This is a genomic window from Dyadobacter bucti, assembly GCF_005869225.1.
Taxonomy (GTDB): Bacteria; Bacteroidota; Bacteroidia; order Cytophagales; family Spirosomataceae; genus Dyadobacter; species Dyadobacter bucti.
Genome location: NZ_SWFP01000013.1, coordinates 114,269 through 133,632 on the forward strand (window position 1 = coordinate 114,269; position 19,364 = coordinate 133,632).

The 19,364-nt window shown below is 47.6% G+C and carries 14 protein-coding genes; 9 read left to right on the forward strand and 5 right to left on the reverse strand.

The annotated features are described in order from the left end of the window. Nucleotides 1-18: 18 nt before the first annotated feature. The 3 genes from FBF61_RS30695 to FBF61_RS30705 form a co-directional block, all read right to left on the reverse strand. Nucleotides 19-3,405 carry a TonB-dependent receptor gene (locus tag FBF61_RS30695; protein WP_166444656.1) on the reverse strand — a complete coding sequence of 1,129 codons (3,387 nt, stop codon included), beginning with the start codon at nucleotides 3,403-3,405 and terminating at the stop codon, nucleotides 19-21. Between the two features lie 206 nt (nucleotides 3,406-3,611). Then, nucleotides 3,612-4,751 carry a FecR family protein gene (locus tag FBF61_RS30700; protein WP_138484786.1) on the reverse strand — a complete coding sequence of 380 codons (1,140 nt, stop codon included), beginning with the start codon at nucleotides 4,749-4,751 and terminating at the stop codon, nucleotides 3,612-3,614. Nucleotides 4,752-4,869: 118 nt separating this feature from the next. Beyond that, the gene (locus tag FBF61_RS30705) at nucleotides 4,870-5,484 is read right to left on the reverse strand and encodes an RNA polymerase sigma factor (RefSeq protein WP_138484788.1); all 615 of its coding nucleotides are present in this window, start codon (nucleotides 5,482-5,484) and stop codon (nucleotides 4,870-4,872) included. 256 nt (nucleotides 5,485-5,740) lie between these two features. Between FBF61_RS30705 and FBF61_RS30710 the strand changes: the two genes are divergently transcribed. The 6 genes from FBF61_RS30710 to FBF61_RS30735 all read left to right on the forward strand — a co-directional run bounded on the left by FBF61_RS30710 (nucleotide 5,741) and on the right by FBF61_RS30735 (nucleotide 10,655). Beyond that, on the forward strand, nucleotides 5,741-7,315 hold the full coding sequence (locus FBF61_RS30710; protein WP_229215305.1) for an ADP-ribosylglycohydrolase family protein: 1,575 nt from the start codon (nucleotides 5,741-5,743) through the stop codon (nucleotides 7,313-7,315). Nucleotides 7,316-7,352: 37 nt separating this feature from the next. Continuing rightward, nucleotides 7,353-8,327, forward strand: a complete 975-nt coding sequence (locus FBF61_RS30715) for a Gfo/Idh/MocA family protein (RefSeq protein WP_138484791.1) — start codon at nucleotides 7,353-7,355, stop codon at nucleotides 8,325-8,327. Nucleotides 8,328-8,410: 83 nt separating this feature from the next. Beyond that, nucleotides 8,411-9,175 (forward strand): SDR family NAD(P)-dependent oxidoreductase, encoded by a 765-nt coding sequence (locus FBF61_RS30720; protein WP_138484793.1) that lies wholly within the window; start codon nucleotides 8,411-8,413, stop codon nucleotides 9,173-9,175. Nucleotides 9,176-9,412: 237 nt separating this feature from the next. Continuing rightward, a complete protein-coding gene (locus FBF61_RS30725; protein WP_138484795.1) occupies nucleotides 9,413-9,877 on the forward strand; it encodes a hypothetical protein in 465 nt (154 codons plus the stop codon). A 170-nt stretch (nucleotides 9,878-10,047) separates the two neighbouring features. Further along, nucleotides 10,048-10,443 carry a hypothetical protein gene (locus FBF61_RS30730; RefSeq protein WP_138484797.1) on the forward strand — a complete coding sequence of 132 codons (396 nt, stop codon included), beginning with the start codon at nucleotides 10,048-10,050 and terminating at the stop codon, nucleotides 10,441-10,443. Continuing rightward, nucleotides 10,440-10,655, forward strand: a complete 216-nt coding sequence (locus FBF61_RS30735; protein WP_138484799.1) for a helix-turn-helix transcriptional regulator — start codon at nucleotides 10,440-10,442, stop codon at nucleotides 10,653-10,655. The genes FBF61_RS30730 and FBF61_RS30735 overlap by 4 nt, the downstream gene beginning before the upstream one ends. A 216-nt stretch (nucleotides 10,656-10,871) precedes the next feature. Here FBF61_RS30735 and FBF61_RS30740 read toward each other — a convergent pair whose 3' ends face one another. Continuing rightward, nucleotides 10,872-13,292, reverse strand: a complete 2,421-nt coding sequence (locus tag FBF61_RS30740; RefSeq protein ID WP_138484801.1) for an ABC transporter permease — start codon at nucleotides 13,290-13,292, stop codon at nucleotides 10,872-10,874. Between the two features lie 242 nt (nucleotides 13,293-13,534). Here FBF61_RS30740 and FBF61_RS30745 point away from each other — a divergent pair, with 242 nt between their 5' ends. Beyond that, nucleotides 13,535-14,158, forward strand: a complete 624-nt coding sequence (locus tag FBF61_RS30745) for a hypothetical protein (protein WP_138484803.1) — start codon at nucleotides 13,535-13,537, stop codon at nucleotides 14,156-14,158. A 31-nt stretch (nucleotides 14,159-14,189) separates the two neighbouring features. Here FBF61_RS30745 and FBF61_RS30750 read toward each other — a convergent pair whose 3' ends face one another. Beyond that, complete coding sequence (locus FBF61_RS30750; RefSeq protein WP_138484805.1) at nucleotides 14,190-15,116, reverse strand: DUF3078 domain-containing protein; 927 nt, start codon at nucleotides 15,114-15,116, stop codon at nucleotides 14,190-14,192. Between the two features lie 356 nt (nucleotides 15,117-15,472). On the opposite strand from FBF61_RS30750, the gene FBF61_RS30755 reads away from it, so the two are divergent. Together FBF61_RS30755 and FBF61_RS30760 are read left to right on the forward strand one after the other, a co-directional pair. Next, nucleotides 15,473-16,762: a serine hydrolase domain-containing protein gene (locus FBF61_RS30755; protein ID WP_205748334.1), complete on the forward strand. Its 1,290-nt coding sequence runs from the start codon at nucleotides 15,473-15,475 to the stop codon at nucleotides 16,760-16,762. Between the two features lie 192 nt (nucleotides 16,763-16,954). Beyond that, on the forward strand, nucleotides 16,955-19,351 hold the full coding sequence (locus tag FBF61_RS30760) for an ABC transporter permease (protein ID WP_138484843.1): 2,397 nt from the start codon (nucleotides 16,955-16,957) through the stop codon (nucleotides 19,349-19,351). Nucleotides 19,352-19,364 lie beyond the last annotated feature (13 nt).

The following is a 19,364-nucleotide window of genomic DNA, read 5'->3' on the forward strand; positions in this document are numbered from 1 at the left end:
TTTGAAAAGTTGTAATGCTTAGAATGACAAACTCAGACCTGCTTCCAGCAGCTTTTGCTGGGGATAGTAACCCTGGTTAACGTCAGGCATTTCGGGATCCAGGTAATCCAGTCCGCTCAGTGTGAACAGGTTACTGCCGGAGACATGCACACGAAGGTTTTCAATTTTGAGCTTGCGGGTGATGCTGGCAGGCAGCGTGTAGCCGATCTGCGCGCTTTTCAGACGTACATAGGATGCGTCACGGATCCACCAGGACGAGAATTTGCCGCCGCTCTGGGCTGAGATGGTGCTCAGGCGGGGATATTTTGCATTGGTATTTTCGGGCGTCCAGGCACCCTCTGCCAGATATTTAGGAGCATTTCCGTCCTGATAAAATGCCATGGTGTAAAATGTATTGTCATATACGCCACTCGATGAGTACAGCCCTGAAAGTGCCACATCGGCCATTGCAGCGCCCTGGAAGAACAGGTTGAAGTCAAGCGCCTTGTAGCCGCCGCCGACATTCAGACCGAACATCATTTCTGGCGTGCTGCTGCGTCCGATCACTGTCCAGTCCTGGTCCCAGGTTATTTTCCCGTCTCCGTTGAGGTCTTTCAGCTTTACTTCTCCTACGCGTGAAGGGCCGAAAAGGGCACTGTTCGCGATTTCTTCTTCGCTCTGGAAAAGCCCGTCTGCCACAAATCCGTATTTCATGCCGATCTGACGGCCCGTACGTCTGAGGTAGTCAGGAACATTGGCGTTTTCGGTGGTTTCGATCACCCGGTTACGCGCCCAGGAAACATTTCCGCGGACATTGTAATAAAAATCGCCGAGGCTCTTGCGGTGGGTAAGGATCAATTCAAAACCGCGGTTATCGACAATTCCGGAGTTAACTTTTGCCGGAAAATATCCGCCCATTGAAGGAGGCATCAGGCCACCCTGGTCTTGCAGGATATCTTTGGTAACATTGTAAAAAGCATCTGCTTCCAGTCCGAGCAGCCCGTTCCAGAGCGTACTTTCAAAACCGACATTGTAGGTAGTGGTCGTTTCCCATTTGATATTTGCGTTGGGAACGCCTTTCACATTCAGTGAACGTACCAGTTTGTCACCGATCATCGCCACGGGATTGGCGCCCATTTCCATCGTCCGTAAATAGGCGTAGTCACCCACGGCATCATTACCGAGGCGCCCCGACGAAGCGCGGATTTTAAGGTCATTGACGAAGTTTACGTTTTGCTTGAAGAAGTCTTCATCCGAAATCCGCCAGCCCAGTGCTACCGCAGGGAAAAGCCCCCATCTGTTTTTGGAGGGCAGGCGGGTAGATCCGTCGTATCTTCCCGTAAATTCCATCAGGTATTTTCCTTTGTAATCATACGTCAGCCTGGAAACGTAACCCGCGCGGTGAAACATGGAATGTCCGCCTTTCACGAGATCGTTGATTACTTCTTCTCCATAATTCAGGTCCATGATATCGGTGATCGGGAAACCGCGGCGGCCGCCGGAAAGGGAGCTGCCCGTGTTGCGGATGTACTCATAGAGGAACATGCCGCCTACCTTATGCGGACCAAATGTGCGGCTGTAGTTAATTGACGGCTGAATGGTCGTCTGCCAGGAATCTGCAAACCACTGGTTAATGGTTGCATTGCCGGTCAGCGCATGTCTTGCGTATGTTTCGGTAAAGTTGCGAGTGGCGTTATTGTAAACGGATAGCATGTAAGGCAAAAGGCCGGATTTCCGCATGCTGTAACCTTTGTCCATGGCTCCGTTCACTTTCAGGAACAGGCCCTCCACGCCAGGCACGTCGTAGCTCAGCGATGCATTTCCCTGGAGGCTGGTGGCCTTGGTATCCTGCTTTCCTGACAGGTCCCTTGCTGCCAGCGGGTTCTGGTTTCCGTTGCTGGCATTGAAGCTCCCTATCGGCATGCCGGCTGCGTTTGTAGCGGGCAGAAACGGATAGGACATCATGGCCTGGCTGAAAATGGACGCATACGAATTGCCGAGCCCGGCCCCAAGCCCCGGCTGATTGGTGGTCTCATCGCGAACGGCTATGCCAAAAGAAGCCTTGAAACGGTCGGAAACCTGCGCGTCTATATTGGTTCGGAAATTATACCGGTTGTTGCTCGTCCGGGCAATGATACCTTGCTGATTATACGATCCCAGCGACACAAAATATTTGAATTTATCGGAGCCTCCGTTCAGGGAAAGGTTATTGGTATAAACCGGCGCAGAACTCTTGAAAAGCATATCGAACCAGTCGGTATTGCTGAAAACACCTTCCGGGTCGCCGTTGGTGATGCGGTTCATTTCTTCGGGGGTAAAACGTCTTGCAGCTTCGGCAATACCATCCATTTCCTGCGCTTTATTATACCATTTTGCGTAACCCGGGCCGTCCAGAAATTCAGGAAAACGGGTGTTTGAGCTCAATGCAAGCGAGGAGTTGAAGGTAATGGTCGGTTTCTGAACGGTACCGCGTTTGGTGGTTACCAAAATAACCCCGTTGGAAGCCCGTGCACCATATACCGCCGCAGACGCAGCGTCTTTTAACACTGTGATGGATTCAATTTCATCGGGATTGATAGAAGGAAAACCGCGTTCTATCCCGTCCACGATGATGAGAGGGGCAGTTCCGCTGAGGGTATTCATCCCCCGGACAAGCAGCGATGCACCGTCAGAGCCGGGTTGTCCGCTCGACTGCCTGGTAATTAATCCCGGTAACCGCCCTTGCAGCATCGAAGATAAATTGGCCGTCGGCGCGGTTTTCAGCTCTGCGGCGCTAACCTGTACAACGGACGAAACAAGGGTTTGCTTCGTTGTAGCCCCGTACCCGAGCACGATCACATCACTCAGGGACTTGTTTTCCAGCTGGAGTATTATGTTGATCTGGTTGCTTTTCCTGACGGTCACTTCCTGGGTGATGTACCCGATGTAGGATATCACCAGTACATTTCCTTCGTCAGCCTGCAGGGAAAAGCTACCTTTTGCATCGCTCGTGGTACCGAGGCCCTGGCTGTTTTTGATCAATATGGACGCGCCGACCAGCGGGTTGCCTTCCGCGTCTGAAATTTTGCCCGAAATCGGCAATACCATGCTTGCAGCATTGGCTTCCGGTTTCAGCGCAGGCTTTACCTCCGGTTTTTTGCGGATCAGGATGGTCGATTTATCCACGGTATAATAAAGCGGCTGACCTTCCAGGCACGCATCCAGTATGCTGGTCAAAGGTGCGTTCACTGCGTTGATCGTCACATTTTTTGCATTCTTAAGATCATCGGAGACATAAAGGATATCCACACCTACCTGCTTTTTCAGGAGCCTGAATACCTCTTTAACCGAAGCATTTTTGACCTTAATGCTGGCATTTTGTCCGTAGACCGCTGCCGCTGTCACTTCCAGGACCCCGCAAAGGATCATGACGACGCATAGTTTCATAATGAAAATTAATTTCACCCAGGCCGAAAGCGTTTTTCGGCGTCCGGGTAATAGCCTTTCTTTGTACATTTGTTACAATAGGTTATCCTTGACTTGAAATTGTTCACTGCATTTTCGAATGGTGGCCTAGCACAGCTTTCCCAAGCTGTCTCACCGGAAGTGTTCCTAGCACTTTCGGTTTTTTTTCGGCCCTGTGGGAGGGAGCGTTATTTCATGATGGTTATTTTTTTGCCTTGTTGTTTAAAGTGAATATTACTTAACTGTTCCAAATAGCTCAGTAATCCATCCAGTCCCTTGGACTTGGAAAATGTGCCTCCAAACCGCTGTTGAGGCATTGTTCCCTGATATTCCACTTCCACATCGTACCAGCGCGCCACCATTTTCATAACCGACTGGAGATCCTGGTCCTCAAACACAAAATAACCGTCTTTCCACGCCAGAGCACTCTCAACGTCCACTGCATATACGTCGATTGTTTCCGCCGCGCCGCTGACAGCCTGCTGACCGGGTTTCAGGGTTTTCGATTGATCATTGCGCGACACGATCACCGATCCCTCGGCCAGGGTGGTGGTCACCTGACGGTCGTCGCTGTATGCCGTCACGTTGAAATGCGTCCCGGTAACTTTTACTTCTGTTCCGTTCGAGCGCACTTTGAAAGGTCTTTGCTTGTCGGGACTTACCTCGAAATAAGCCTCGCCGCTTAGCTCGATGAGTCTTTCTGCACCGGAATTTCCGGCAGGGTAGGTCATGGTCGTAGCGGAGTTCAGCCAGGCTCTGGTACCATCGGGCAGTGTGACCTGGAAAGTGCCCCCGCGGGGTACGGAAAGTGTGTTTCTTGCAGCAGGATTTCCAGTTATGTCGTCTGTTTTACCAGTATTTTCATACTGAAGAGCTCCATCCTGCCTTTTCACAACACGTACCGGACCGTCGCTGGCCAGCAGTCCGTCGGTGGCACCGTCGACAAGTACTTCCGAGCCGTCGCTGAGCGTAAGCATCGCCTGATTGCTTCCCGGTGCGACCGCAACCTGCTGATATTCTTTGGGTGTATGTTGATTTTTATCTGAAAAATAGAAGTACCAGCCTGCAAACAGCATGATCATGACCGAAGCTGCCACACCGATATAAGGCCATAACCGGACAGGCCGGTGTTCCGGGGTCCTCATTCCGGCGTGTATGTTTTGCAGCATATTGGCCCGGAGATTTTCCTTCTGTGCGCCGCTTTCCCAATTCCAATCCGTGCCGGCGGAGGTGATATCAAACCATAGTTCAACCGATTCTTTCTCCTCTTCGGTACAGTTACCTTCACGGTAGCGCTTCAAAAGGTCTTTTAATGCTGCTTCATCCATTTGTTTTTTCACTTTTTCCGCTTTCCGGGACGCGTGTTTGATGTCTCTTTGAGGTAAGAGTCAAAAACAATGGGCAGGTAGTATCCCACCTGAAAAAAAATTCAGTTTTTTCTGAGAATTACATTTTGGAAACCGTAAAAAGCAGGATAGTAGCCCACATGTGCTGCTCGTCAAGTTTTGATCGCAGGAATTTCAGGGAGTTATGAATTTGTTTTTTGACCGTTTTGTCGGAGATATTCAGTCTTGCTGCAATTTCGGCGTAGGAAAGGTGTTCCTTGCGGCTCAGGAGAAATACCTCGCGCATGCGTTCGGGCAGGCGCTGGATGTGGGCTTCGAGGAATGCCTCCATTTCGGAAGCGATCAGATCCACTTCCGGGGATTGATCATAATCCCGGAAGAATTCGAGAAAGGAGCTTTTATGTCTTTCCAGCGACATACTGAGGCTGATGCACCGGAGGGATTTATAGCGGGCTATGGAAAAGATGTAAGCCTTCAATGACTGAATGTTCAACAATTCTCCCCGTTTTTGCCATAAAGCGATGAATGTTTCCTGTACAACGTCGCTCGCCTCGTCCTGATCTTTTAATACTTTTACTACATATAAAAAGAGTGATTCCCAATATCTGTCGTACAGCTCCGTCAGGGCCAGCTCGTTTCCTTCATTGATCATGCTGAGCAGGAGGGAATCAGGGGTGCCAGTAAGCTGCTTTTTGTTATTCAGGGAATTTATCACGACAAAACAAATAGTGGAGCGGTTCACGCAGACTTTATCCGTCTCCCAAAAAACAGAATAAACGATTGCCCTGCAAGTTATTGCAAAAATTTTCAATAAGAAGATTAACGTATTGTTAATCTTTTTCCATTTTCACCTACTACCAGCTCATTCTTTTCTGCACTTGTAAAGGTAGGGTACGGTGTGCGGATGCAGACCAGCCCTCTATTTTGGTGTGAGTTCAATATTTCAATTTCTAAACCTTTTTGTATTTCAAATGACCGTTCTTCCCGGAAGCCGACGCTACTTGTACGTACCGGCAATGATCCTGATGCTTACTGTAAGCAATCTTTTCCCCAACAAATCCCTGGCGCAGAAAAGCGAAAAACTTTCCGAAAACGAGCGGGGGCTCAGTATTTCAAAACAAGCACTGTTAGACAAAATCAAAGGCGGATGGGCAGGGCAGACCATAGGGGTTACATTCGGCTGGCCGACGGAATTTGTGTATATGGGTACTTTTATCCAGGATTACCAGAAGATCAAATGGCATGACGACTATGTCAGCGAGGCCATGCGGGTTTTTCCCGGCCTGTTCGATGATATTTACATGGACCTTACCTTTGTCAATACCTTCGAACGTCTCGGGCTGAATGCCCCAGCGGATTCCTTTGCCAATGATTATGCGCATCGGGGGTACGAATTATGGCATGCCAATCAGGCTGGTCGCTATAACGTACTTCAGGGCATGCGTGCGCCGGAGTCGGGGCACTGGCTCAATAATCCGCATGCAGATGATATCGATTTTCAGATCGAGGCCGATTTTGCAGGGTTAATGAGCCCGGCCATGCCGAATGCAGCGTCTGACATTTGCGACCGCATCGGGCATATTATGAATTATGGCGATGGCTGGTACGGAGGTGTTTTTGTGGCCAATATGTATGCGCAGGCCTTTAAAAACGATGATGTGAAAGTGGTGGTAACGGAAGCATTGAAGGCAATCCCGCCTCAGAGCAAATTTTACCAGTGTATTGCTGATGTCGTAAAATGGCATCGGAAGTACCCGGACGACTGGAAAAAGACCTGGTTTGAAATCCAGGTAAAATGGGCAGAAGAAGTGGGCTGTCCCGACGGGGTATTTCATCCGCTGGACATTGATGCCAAATTGAATGCGGCGTATGTAGTGCTCGGGCTGTTGTACGGCAATGGCGATTTTACCAAAACAATGGAGCTCAGCACCCGGGCCGGGCAGGATTCGGATTGCAACCCTTCTACCGCCGGCGGGGTACTTGGCACCATGATCGGTTACAGCAAAATTCCTGACTACTGGCTTAATCCGATCAAAAAGGCGGAAAATAATCATTTCAGCTTCACGGATCTTTCACTGAACAAGGTATATGAACTGAGCTTTAAGCATGCTTTGCAGAATATAAAGGCCAACGGCGGCCTGGTGGACGGCGAGCAGGTAAGCATTCCGAAGCAGGCAGTGCAGGCTGTTCGTTTTGAAGAAAGCTTTGCCGGGCATTATCCCAAATCGAAAGTGCCTGTCAATCAGGTCAGCGGGGAGAAAATTGTGCTGCATGTCGACGGGATCGGGTTCGTAATCCGCGGGCACGTCAGGAGAAAGGGGCCGCGTATACCTGATACCGTGATACGTGCAGCACTCTATGTGGACGATGTGAAGGTGGAAGAAGCAAATTTCCCCACACTCGCCACGCAGCGGCGTACAGAATTATTCTGGAGGTATAACCTCACAAAAGGCCGACATAAGGTGGAAGTAAGGGTGATTGATCCGCATCCTGACTATGAAATAGTGGTAACGGAAAGTCTGGAATATGGCGTGAAGCCGCAGTAGAACATGGTATAAAACAAAACGCATATTGATAGAAAACATGGAAAGAAGGGATTTTGTAAAAACATCGGCGTTGATCGCTACGGGTATGTTGGCCTCGGGCTGGGCGGTGGCAAGAGATCATCAGGCGGAAGAAGGAAAGCGGGTAGGTATTATCGGTTTGGATACCAGTCACAGTGAAGTTTTCACGCGGCTGATCAATGGAAACCGTGCCGCCAGCAAGGGTTTCAAAGTGGTGGCTGCTTATACAGAAGGCAGCAGGGATATTCCTTCCGCTCTGGAAATGAAGCCCGGCATCATCAAAGCTGTAAAAGAAATGGACGTGGAGATCGTCGGATCCATAACCGAATTACTGCAGAAGGTTGACGTAGTGCTGCTGGAAAGCAACGACGGGCGGATTCACCTGGAACAGGCCGTTCCGGTGCTCAAAGCCGGGAAGAGGATTTTTATAGATAAACCGCTGGCAGCAAATCTGGGAGAGGCCCGGGAAATTTTTAAAATGGCTGCGGAGTTCAATACTCCTGTATTCTCGTCATCGGCCCTGCGGTTTGAAAAAAACGTTCAGCGGGTTGTTCAGGGAGCAATAGGGGAGGTAACCGGCGCAGATGTGTATGCTCCTGCGGAAATTGAACCGCACCATCTGGACCTGGCCTGGTATGCGATACATGGGGTTGAAATGCTTTTCACTGTGATGGGGCCGGGATGTAAATCGGTTTCGAGAGTGCACTGCGATGGCACGGACCTGGTCACAGGGGTTTGGGAAAATGGTTCTATCGGCACGGTGAGGGCGATCAGAAAGGGGACCGCCGGTATCGCAGGTACTGCATTTGGCACCAGGGGTATTGCCCAGCTTGGGCCGTTTGAGACGTATGAGCCGCTGGTTGAACAGATCGTTTCCTTTTTTGAAAGCGGAAAGCCTCCTGTAACCGCAGACGAAACGCTGGAAATATTCAGGTTCATGGATGCTGCCGACCGGAGCAGAAAGAAGAATGGCAAGGCAATACATCTCAGCTGACCGGCAGCTGCCGTGATGCATTTTCGGTTTCCGGGCTTTACTGGCACGGAATTGATGGGTTGTCAGGTAAAAAAACTTGGAAAATGCTTACTGAAAAATTCAAATTATCGGGTAAAACCGCTCTGGTAACCGGTTCAAGCCAGGGAATCGGAAAAGGGATCGCATTGGCGCTTGCAGCCAGCGGCGCCGATGTGATCCTGCACTGCCGGAAAAACAGCGACGAGGCCGAGCAGGTGGCAGAAGAAATACGAAGTCTCGGTGTGGATTCTTTTGTCATCGAATCGGACTTGTCTTCAGTGGATTCCGCCGCCGGGATCTACCGACAAGTCCATGAAAAAGGAAAGCGGCTGGACATACTGGTGATCAATGCATCCGTGCAGATTCCGAGATTATGGAGAGAAGTTACCAGCCAGGACTTTGATATTCAGGTGAATACCAATTTCAGATCCACGTTGCAGCTGATGCAGGTTTTTGCTCCTGACATGATCGCCGGCGGGTGGGGGAGGATCATTACGATAGGCAGCGTGCAGCAAACCAAACCGCATCCTGCCATGATCATTTATGCCGCCACGAAATCGGCTGTGCTGAACATGGTCCGTAATGTAGCGATGCAGCTCGCAGACAAAGGGATTACTGTTAATAATATCGCCCCGGGCGTGATCGGAACGGCACGTATTGAGCAGGATTTGCCGGAATCGGATGAACGCATTACAAAACGGCTGGAAACACCCTCCGGCAATATCGGATCTCCCGACGACTGCGCCGCCATGGCCGTGCTCCTCTGCTCAGACGCAGGGCGGTTCATCACCGGACAGAATATCAACATTGACGGGGGAATGAGTTTGTGATGCGCTCCTGATACACGCGCCTCAATTAGCGTGCATCCGCAGTATGTGCTGATCGGTGCGGATAAAAAAATCCTGAGGAAAATAAAAAAACGAGCAATGAAATTCTGAGGATTATAATTTGACGATATTGTTAAAAAATAGCATTATGGCATGATATTGTTATTGTTTTCTTGATCGAAGCGATAGAATTACATAGCGGTTCTCATATCATAGCGGTTAACTTTTATTCAATATCTTATGGCGACAAGAGTACAATGTCCGAAATGCAGATCAGTTGAAATTGAGGCAAGAGGGAGGGGATTTAACCCTGGCAAGGCAGCCGAGGGGGCCATTGTTAAGGATGAAATTGGTCTGCCGCCGCTATTTTATGGTACAAGGGATATTGATGTATATTGCCTGAATTGTGGCCACAAATGGAATCCGATCGTTCTGGAAGAGGAAAGGGGCAGGGCTAAGGCTAACACTTTGAGCACAAGCAGCCACAAATGGAAGTCTGAGTTTTATAAGGCTTACAATTCAGGGAATATGGAGTCTGCGCTGGCTCTCCTGGAAATTTACCGGAGTTCGATGCTCAAACAGAAAGGCCTTGACGGCACCTATTTTCATCTGAAATCAGAAGACGGGTGGAGAAAAATAATAATCGTCAGTATCAGCATTCTGGCAGTGATTATTTTCTTTGTCGTAGGCTCACTGCTGCTTTAAAACTTCCCTGGAAGTGGTTTCTGGCAAACGTTTTACAGTATAATCTGAAAGCCAACTGAATATGTTACTGCTTTAATCAGGCGTTGTGCCAGCATTATAGACTTTTTGTCTACAATACTTGACAAAAAGAAATGTTTACATATCTTTGTATTGATAAAACAATGAGAGATATGGAACAATCTAAAAAAACCGCGAACCTGCAATCTGTTGTCTTTGCTCTGATCTACGGAGCTACCTATCTGCCTGCGACATTGTTGTTGAAACATCGCACATTCAGCCTGCCTGTTTCTGTAATAATCGCCATGGTACCGATTATTACCTTCGCCATCTTCATTTTTAAATTAATCAAAGCCTTTTCGGTGATGGACGAAGTGCAGCAACGGGTGCAACTGGAAGCCGTTGTGATCGGCTTTTCATTGACAGCGATGTTGATCATGTTTTTGTTTTTGCTGAGCCTGTGTAATATATCGAACCCTGCCTGGTTTGGCTATGCGCATCTGGTAGGGTATTGCTGGCTCTTTTATTTTATTGGTTGGTTTGTTTCGAGAAAAAAATATGGGGCATGAAAAACACTATAAAGGTTGAACGCGCAAAAAAAAACTGGACGCAGGCAGACCTTGCAAAAAACATTGGGATATCAAGACAGGGGTTAAATTCTATTGAAACGGGGAAATTTATCCCATCCACATTACTTGCTTTACGGATGGCGAAAGTTTTCAATACAACAGTCGAGGTTTTATTTCAACTGGATGATGAAGAGGAGTTATCAAATGATTAGCAGGAGGTTTAATGTTCTTTATGCAACTCCTTGAAAACAAGCCCTTTCGAATAAGCTCGTTGCATGCGCTACTATTTTTTCATAACAAGATGAGGCTGTAAAAGCGGCGGAGGAAGGCAGGAACCAGAGCAACGATCCTCAGCGGAAAACCGGATTTGAATCTCTGACCTCGGACCTGAAAGCCGGTAAAAAGGTTTTTTGATTAAAAATGGGTCATTATTCCGAACGAAGTGCCTTCACAGGATTTGCCAGGGCGGCTTTCACCGCCTGGTAGCTTACAGTCAGAAAAGTGAGCGTGAGGGCTGCCAATCCTGATGCGCCGAATATCCACCAGGGGATTGTGGTATGATATGGATATTTGGCGAGCATTTGACTTAGAAAATAGTAGCTTACCGGGATTGCAATGAAAATAGCGAGCAATGTCAGGTATACAAACTCCTTTGCGATGAGTTGCCAGACGCTCGCTATGGAGGCACCTAATACTTTGCGTATACCAATTTCACCCCGTCTTTGTTCGGCAGTAAAAGCGGCAAGGCCGAATAGTCCGAGGCATGATATAAATATAGCGACTGCGGCGAAAAGAAAGGTCAGGCTGCCGATTCTGTTTTCAGTGTTAAATTTTGCTCCATACTGTTCTTCGGCAAATATAAAATCAAACAAAGTCCCCGGTAAATGTTTGTCAAACAAGGTACTAACCGTTGTCAGTGCATCACGCATCTTAGCATTTTTATCTAGCTTGATATACAGATAATTAGGAGCATAGGTCATAAAATAAATGCTCTGTTTCACCGGTTCGTAAGGCGACTGCATGATCATATCCTGTACTACGCCTACGATGTGGTATTCCGAGTCATTAAAAGTGCCGTCCTTCCACCTGACTTTTTTACCGACCGGATTAACAAGGCCCATATACTTTGCAGCTGATTGGTTGATGATGATCGCGGAAGAATCAGCAATGGATTCTTCTGAAAAATCCCTTCCCTGGGTGATCTTCCAGCCAATGGTTTTTCCATAGCTGTGTGATGCAGCAATCACGGCAAACTCGTCCTGATCGTCCGCAGATTTACCTTCCCAGTCGAAACCCCTAGCATTGGAGAGCAGGTCGGTTACTGGACCGGAGGACTGCGCAACGGATGTCACTACGCCGGACTGAAGCAATTCATTCTTCAAAGCGTCCAGACCTTTACTCCCCGGCGGGATTTTTACATTCAGCAGGTCGGTCTTATTGTAGCCGGCGTTTCTGTTTTTCCCAAACTGAATTTGCCGGAATACGCCCACAGTGCCAATGATGAGAGAAACTGAGATCGCGAATTGTAAAACGACCAGTGTTTTTCGGGGAGCGGATGAAAGCCTGCCGGCATGCCCGGACCCTGATTTTAAAATATGGACCGGCTTAAAAGAGGATAAATATAATGCGGGATAGCCGCCTGCGATGATGCTGACCAGTACACAGAATAAGATCCCAACCGGTATAAAATAAGGATTGGATGCAAAACCATTCATAAGGAAGAGCTCAATTTTCTTCTCAGTGATGGCGTTGAACAGAGGCAATGCGAGGTCAACAAGCAACAATGCGGCCAAAAATGAAAATGCTACAACAAGAAAGGATTCGGAAATGAATTGAAATACAAGCTGGGCACGCATCGATCCGACCGCCTTTCGAACGCCAACCTCCCGCGCACGCTGCCCGGAGCGGGCTGTGGTCAGATTTACGAAATTGATGCAGGCCAGCATCAGAATGAAGATTGCGATCGCTGTGAATAATTTCAGATAGTAAATTTGCCCTCCCGTATTAATCCCGTTTTCCCAGGATGCATACAAATGCCACTTGCTCATAGGATGCAGATAAATTACCGGTGATAGACCTGCGGGCTTGCTGCCAGCTTTCAAATGCTTGCTCAAAACATCCTTTATTTTTCGCGAAGCCGCTTCAACAGACCTGTTTTTCCTGGTTTGGACAAGTATTTCAAAGGTCGTTACATTCCAGTTGTCTCTCATTTCATTGACCCACTGTCTTCTTTTAGCAGAGGTAAAAAGTTTCCAGGGTGCTACAAACGAAAGATCATGATAGTCAGAGTTTCCCGGGAAATCCCTGTACACGCCGGCCACGAGTCCATCCAGTTCATTATCGATCTTCAGAATACGTCCAATCGGTTTGTTATTGCCAAAAATAGAGACCGCAGCAGATTCGGATAAGAGTATGTGTGATGGGTCTGTTAATGCGGTGATGCTCCCGCTGACCATCTGAAGTGCCAGGATTTTGGCGCCGTCGGGTTCCATGAAGCGGCCCTTTTTCCTGAATTTGTTTTCTCCTGAAACCAGGTTGTAATCCTCTGTATCCCAGGATATCGCTACATTCTCAAAATCGGCCGGGAAGTTTTCCCGCAGCTCAGCGGCCAAAGGGAAAGGCATATTCGGAGAAGTTACTGTATTTCCATTTTGAACGGTATGGGACATAACACGTCCCACATGCTGGTAATTTTCGCTGCTTTTATTGTAGTTCCATTCGTCCGAGACCCACATAAAGATCAGCATTGCCATCGCCATTCCCAGGGCCAGCCCGGATACGTTGATCAGCGAGTAACCCTTATTTTTCTGAAAACCTCTGAAAGCGATTTTAAAATAGTTTCTGATCATACCAGGTCCGGGAGGAATTGTTTAGATACGTTACTGCGAATGGATATCACGGTTATTTGCCAGAAAAATATGGTGCCATGCAGAGAATGGACAGAAAGGCTGATTTTTCCTGCAACTGATGTTCACTTTCGAACGCGCAGTTCATATTTTCGGACAAGCGATTTTCCATATTCAGATAACGCGAGAAAACTAATTGATTAGTTTTCGCTTGCTTTTTTGCTTTCATAATAAAAAGAAATGTTATGAGAGCGTTTTATGGTTGTGTAATCTTTCTTATCGCTTGTACAGGTTGTGCCAGGCAGCCTTCTTTACCGGAGAAAAGTACTTTTAACGTGACAAGTGTGCTGAACGACTCTGTCTGGTATGGTACCGGCAAGGTGTTACGTATCAAAGAACCGGATCAGAAAATTGAAGATGTGCGTGCGTTCAATCTTCTCGTCTTTACGGATATCGATTATCCCGCTATGGGGAGCGGTCCCAATCCGAACACCAGTAATGGCTGCCTGGATCCTGAATGCACCAGGACACAAAGCTTGGTGATTTACAACATTCCATTGAAGAAGGGCCGTACTGCTATTTCCAAACTTGACAAACGCAGAAAATTAAAACATGAGTACGCCTGCCTGTCCTACATTGGCAATTCAGGCGGACTTTACAACCGTTACGTTTATCGTGGATTAAAACCGGGCTGGGTCAGGATCACGAAATTTGACAAAGCCTCAGGTATCGTGGAAGGTCGTTTCGCCATTACTTTCAGTCAGGATACGGAGCATTCGCTGCTGCCGCTGAGAAACAGCATGCCGACTGCGGCGAGATTTACCAACGGGCTTTTCCGGGTCAAAATCACGGATGTTATTTTAAAATAGCATCTGGATATCATTAATCCGGTTTCACTTCTCAAAAAGCAAAAAGGAACCCGATACTCATGGCCTGGGCAAACTGGATGCTGTTGCTCTGGTCTTTGTCGTAAACCACAATGGCACCCAGATTCACATTGACGTATTTGTTGAATTTCGCAGTCAGTTGCGCGTCCAGACGGTTATCTATCTCCATAGGATGCTCAAAACTGGAGAACATCAGATATCTGAATTTAAGGTTGAACCCCTTTGCCACATCCTTATCAAAGTTGGCGACGAGCTGGATCAACGCGGCTTCTGTCCGTACCCGTTTTCCAATGGGAACACCGTAGTTCTTCTGATCGGGCGTATTCACATACAGGTCCCTGTCTAAGACAATAGTCTGGCGGAGCGCTCCCGGGGCAACGTCGACGAAGAAATACGGGGCCGGCCGGTATTCGATACCAATCGCCTCGGTCACGTAGGCAGGGGAGAAGAGCCCTGAAACTTTCTTTTTGACTTCAATTGTATCCGAGCTCGAAGAGTACTCGTAACCTGCGCCGAACTGCGAAAGGAAGTTGAGATTGGCAAAAAAGCTCCATTTCGGAGAAAGCTCACGGTTATACTTGGTATCGAAGAAAATGCGGTCGGCGTTCTTGCGGCTCTGCTGGCCTTTGTTGCGAACGATACCATATTGTGACTGAAAATCGTTGCGCCAGGAATCCTTGCCTTTCTTATTTTCGCTTAAGGCGTTAAAGAATACACCCAGCGCCACGGAATTGACCCCGCCGCCGGTCCAGTTCGAGCTGAAAGAGCCCTGGTTAAGATTCGCCCCGAATTCGATTTTACGCCATGATGTATCCTTCGATGTTTTCAGGCGCGCCGCATAGAGAGGGTTGGTGAGATCAACTTTGTTTTGGGCTGAGGCTGTTGAGATTAGGTATAAAATAAAAAAAATTCCAAACGGAATTCTCTTCCAGGTACGCATGCTATTCGGAAATGATTGTTAAAAACTGGACGAATATATTCCCGCCACGACGTCTAATCCAACTTTTCGCGCACTTTTCTAACCAAAGTTTTTCCTGAGACATTAAATGGAATTGCCCGGCTGCGTCAAATCTCATAATCGTTCAGTTTTGGGGGGAATTGTTCGGTAGTGAACAGGTCAGATCCGCAGAGCCGGGTTTTAAACTCCGTAATTAAGATTATAATCAACTGTAAATCAAATAATTGAACATACTCGCACATAAAGTCCTCTCCGTGTCCGGGTGAATCTGGCATATCCTTTTCTATTTATTGATCAGTAATGCATTTGCCTAACTCAACTTTTAAATACTATTAGCCATGAAAATTTCAAGTATCCCAGCATTTCTCTGCGCATTGGCGCTTGCCTTGTCCCTTACCTCATTTACATCGGATAAAAGAACCAAAAGCAAAGCAGATAAAGTGAAGTCGGCCACGGATAACGACCGGGGTAAGTCCAGATCCGGACAAACAAAAGATGTCATGAAACTGGATGGAAGTACGATTTCAGCCGCTGAAATTGACAGAACCGTAGCAATGGTGATGGACAAAGCCGGTGTGCAGGGTTTGGACCTGGCCATATTGAACAATAACAAAACCGTATTCATTAAATCTTACGGCTTTAAAAACAAACCGCAAAACACAATGCTGGACACCGCTACCATAGTATACGGAGCATCGTTCAGTAAAGCTGTGTTTGGATATCTGGTGATGAAGCTGGTGGAGGAAAAAGTGATCGACCTGGATACGCCTTTGCATAAGTACCTGAAAAAGCCGATCTCCGAATACAAATATTTTTCTGACCTGAAAAACGACGAAAGATGGAAAATGATCACCGGTCGCATGTGTTTAAGTCACACCACGGGGCTGCCCAATGTAAGATGGTTCGACCCCACCGGACAGTCCCCGGCATTTGATTCCCTGGGCGTTATTAAAACTTACTTTACGCCGGGAACAAAATATGCCTACTCGGGTGAAGGGTTCAAGCTTTTACAGCTGGCGATTGAAGAAATTACCCAAAAAAATACCGATCAACTCGCTCAGGAAATCATATTCCGTCCACTGAATATGACAAGGACCGGCTATATATGGCATGAGTCGTTCGGAGATGATAACGTAGCCGTAGGGCACATGAATGACGGCGGCATAGACTTCAAAAGGAAACGGACCGTGCCTGTTTCAGGTGGTTCTTTGGTGACCACCATTGCCGACTATGCAAAGTTTATAGAAAATGTAATGCAGCAAAAAGGGATCAGCGGAAAAAGCTACGAGGAAATGTTATCGCCCCAGATCGCCATACATTCGAAAACGCAATTTCCGCCAATCACCGAAGAAACCACAACTGAAAACGATGCGATACATTTATCTTACGGGCTGGGCTGGGGGCTTCTGGAATGCCAGTATGGTAAAGCTTTCTTCAAAGAGGGGAATGGTGGCCCGTGGAGAAATTACAATATCAATTTCATAGAAAAAGGCATTTCGATCATCATTATGGCCAACAGTGAAAACGGGGAGCAAATTTTTCAAGGGCTTCTGGAGACCATTGCCGGAGATACATGTGTGCCCTGGAAATGGCAGGGCTATGTTCCCTATGACGTGAAAACGAAATAATGATACTGGGCTTTTGTATTAAATGAACACCCTGCATTGTCCTGTTTGGCGCAGGAACCCGTTCGCAAATGTACACCGATGTCCGTTTGCGAACGTTTTTCTCAGATAGTTGTGATATATCTTACTGATATTTAAAATCTTACTTGTGAGCATGCATTTGGTAATGAGACGAAAAACAAAATGGAAACGACTATGTTGCGCAACTACCTGCTGATTGCCTTTCGTAACTTTCAGAAATACAAAGTTTTCAGTTTTATCAATATCACAGGCGTTGCCGTCGGGATGGCTTGTTTCCTGCTGCTGGCGCTATATGTAAATGATGAACTCAGCTTCGACCGCTATAACACTAAGGCTGACCGGATCTACCGGGTGACGCGGACCTTCCTTTCTTCCGAAGGCGTGGCTACGTTGAAACTGGCCCAGCTGGCCGCACCTTTCGGCCCCTCGATCAAACAGGACTTCCCGGAAACGGAAGAGGTGGTACGCACGGCCGGAAATGATGCTTTGTTCCGGTATGGCGACAAAGTTCTCCATGATGAAAACATGTACTTTGCTGAACCCAATCTGTTCAAGGTTTTTGACATTGATGTCTTAAACGGTAACCCGGATCAGGCATTGGTCAATCCTTTCTCAGTGATGTTTTCGCGTCCGATGGCTGAGAAATATTTCGGAAAGGAGAATCCGGTTGGCAAGATGGTCCGTATGGAAGATCAATTTGATATGGTCGTTACAGGCGTTTTTGAACCACTGCCCATTCAGGCACATTTCCACCCCAGCTTCCTGGTTTCGTTCAGTACATTGTCCGATGAGCGGGCCTATGGCGCCGAGCAGCTGAACAACAACTGGGTTTCAAACAACTTCAATACTTATCTTCTTCTCAAACCAGGTGCGGACCCGAAACGCATGGAAGCTGCTTTTCCGGCCTTTCAGGACAAAAATATACCCACCGAAAAACCCTCAGCCTGGTCGGTGCTGAACCTTCAGAAACTAACTGACATCCATCTGCATTCGCACACTGATTCCGAGGTCGAACCCACCAGCGACATTCGCTATATTATCCTTTTCTCGGCAATCGGCCTGTTCATTCTATTCATAGCATGTATCAATTACATGAACCTGGCGACGGCTCGGTTTGCAGGCCGTGCCAAAGAAGTTGGCATGCGTAAAGCTGTGGGGGCCGAACGTACGCAGCTTATCAGTCAATTTTTGAGCGAATCGTTTTTGCTTGTGGTTTTCGCATTGGGGATTGCGCTATTTCTGGTTGTTTTTTCCCTGCCCGCACTGAACGACTTTACGCAAAAGCAACTGTCGACGCAAAACTTGTTCGAACCTTTTTTTCTGATCATACTGCTTGTGGTGACCATTCTGACTGGTCTTGTTTCAGGTAGTTATCCTGCTTTTTTTCTGACTTCCTTCCGGCCTATGAATATGCTGAAGGGCGAGATCGCTTCTACAATCAAGAGCGGTAAACTACGGAAGATTCTGGTGATCACGCAGTTCACCATTGCTATTGTGCTTATCATCAGTACAGCCATCGCATACAGTCAAATGAGATATATTCAGAATTACAGACTGGGCTATTCCAAAGAGCAGGTGCTGATTGCCAGCGATGCCGGGGATCAGAAAACGAACTATGAAACACTGAAACATCAACTTATTCAGACTGGCGCGGTAAATAACTTAGGCCGCTCCTCCCGGATCCCCTCCGGAAGGCTGCTTGATTCTCAGGAAGCCGTAGCGATGAAAGGCGATAAGATGGCCCCGGTCAATATTAATCTGAGGTCGTTACAGATCGACTACGATTTCATTCCTGCCTACCAGATTAAGATGGCTGCCGGGCGCAATTTTTCGCGTAATTATTCGACAGACACAAATATGGTCGTGCTGAATGAAAGGGCTGTCAGGTTACTGGGTTGGACACCCGAGCTGGCGATAGGAAAAACATTTCATTATGGGCAGTCCAAAGGGCAGATCATAGGGGTTACGCAGGATTTTCATTTCGAATCGCTGCACCAGCAGATGTCGGCCATTGCAATGGTGCTTAATACCCACAACCTCAATTGGCTTTCCATACAACTGAAAGGAGATATACCAGATGCTGTAAGCAAGGTTGAGACGGTATTGAAGCGCTTTTTCCCCGGCCGGCCATTCGAATATCAGTTCCTGGACGAACGTTTCGATAAGCTATATGCCCGCGAGCAAACGCAGCAGGCCCTATTCAGTATTTTTGCAAGTATTGCGATTCTGATTTCATGTCTGGGTTTATTCGGTCTGTCGATGTTCATGGCAGAGCAACGCACCAAAGAGATTGGTATCAGGAAAGTGTTGGGGGCGTCTGTTGTAAGTTTAGTTACTCTTTTCTCGAAAGATTTCCTAAAGCTGGTACTGGTAGCCGTAGTAATTGCATCCCCCATTGCGTGGTATGCCATGCAGAACTGGCTCGATGAATTTGCCTACCGTACAACTATTCAGTGGTGGGTATTTGTACTAGCCGGTGGCATCACTGCGCTGATCGCCTTATTCACGATCGGATTACAGAGCCTCAAGGTTGCAATGCTGAACCCTGTTAAATCACTCAGAACGGAATAGAATATTTAACATG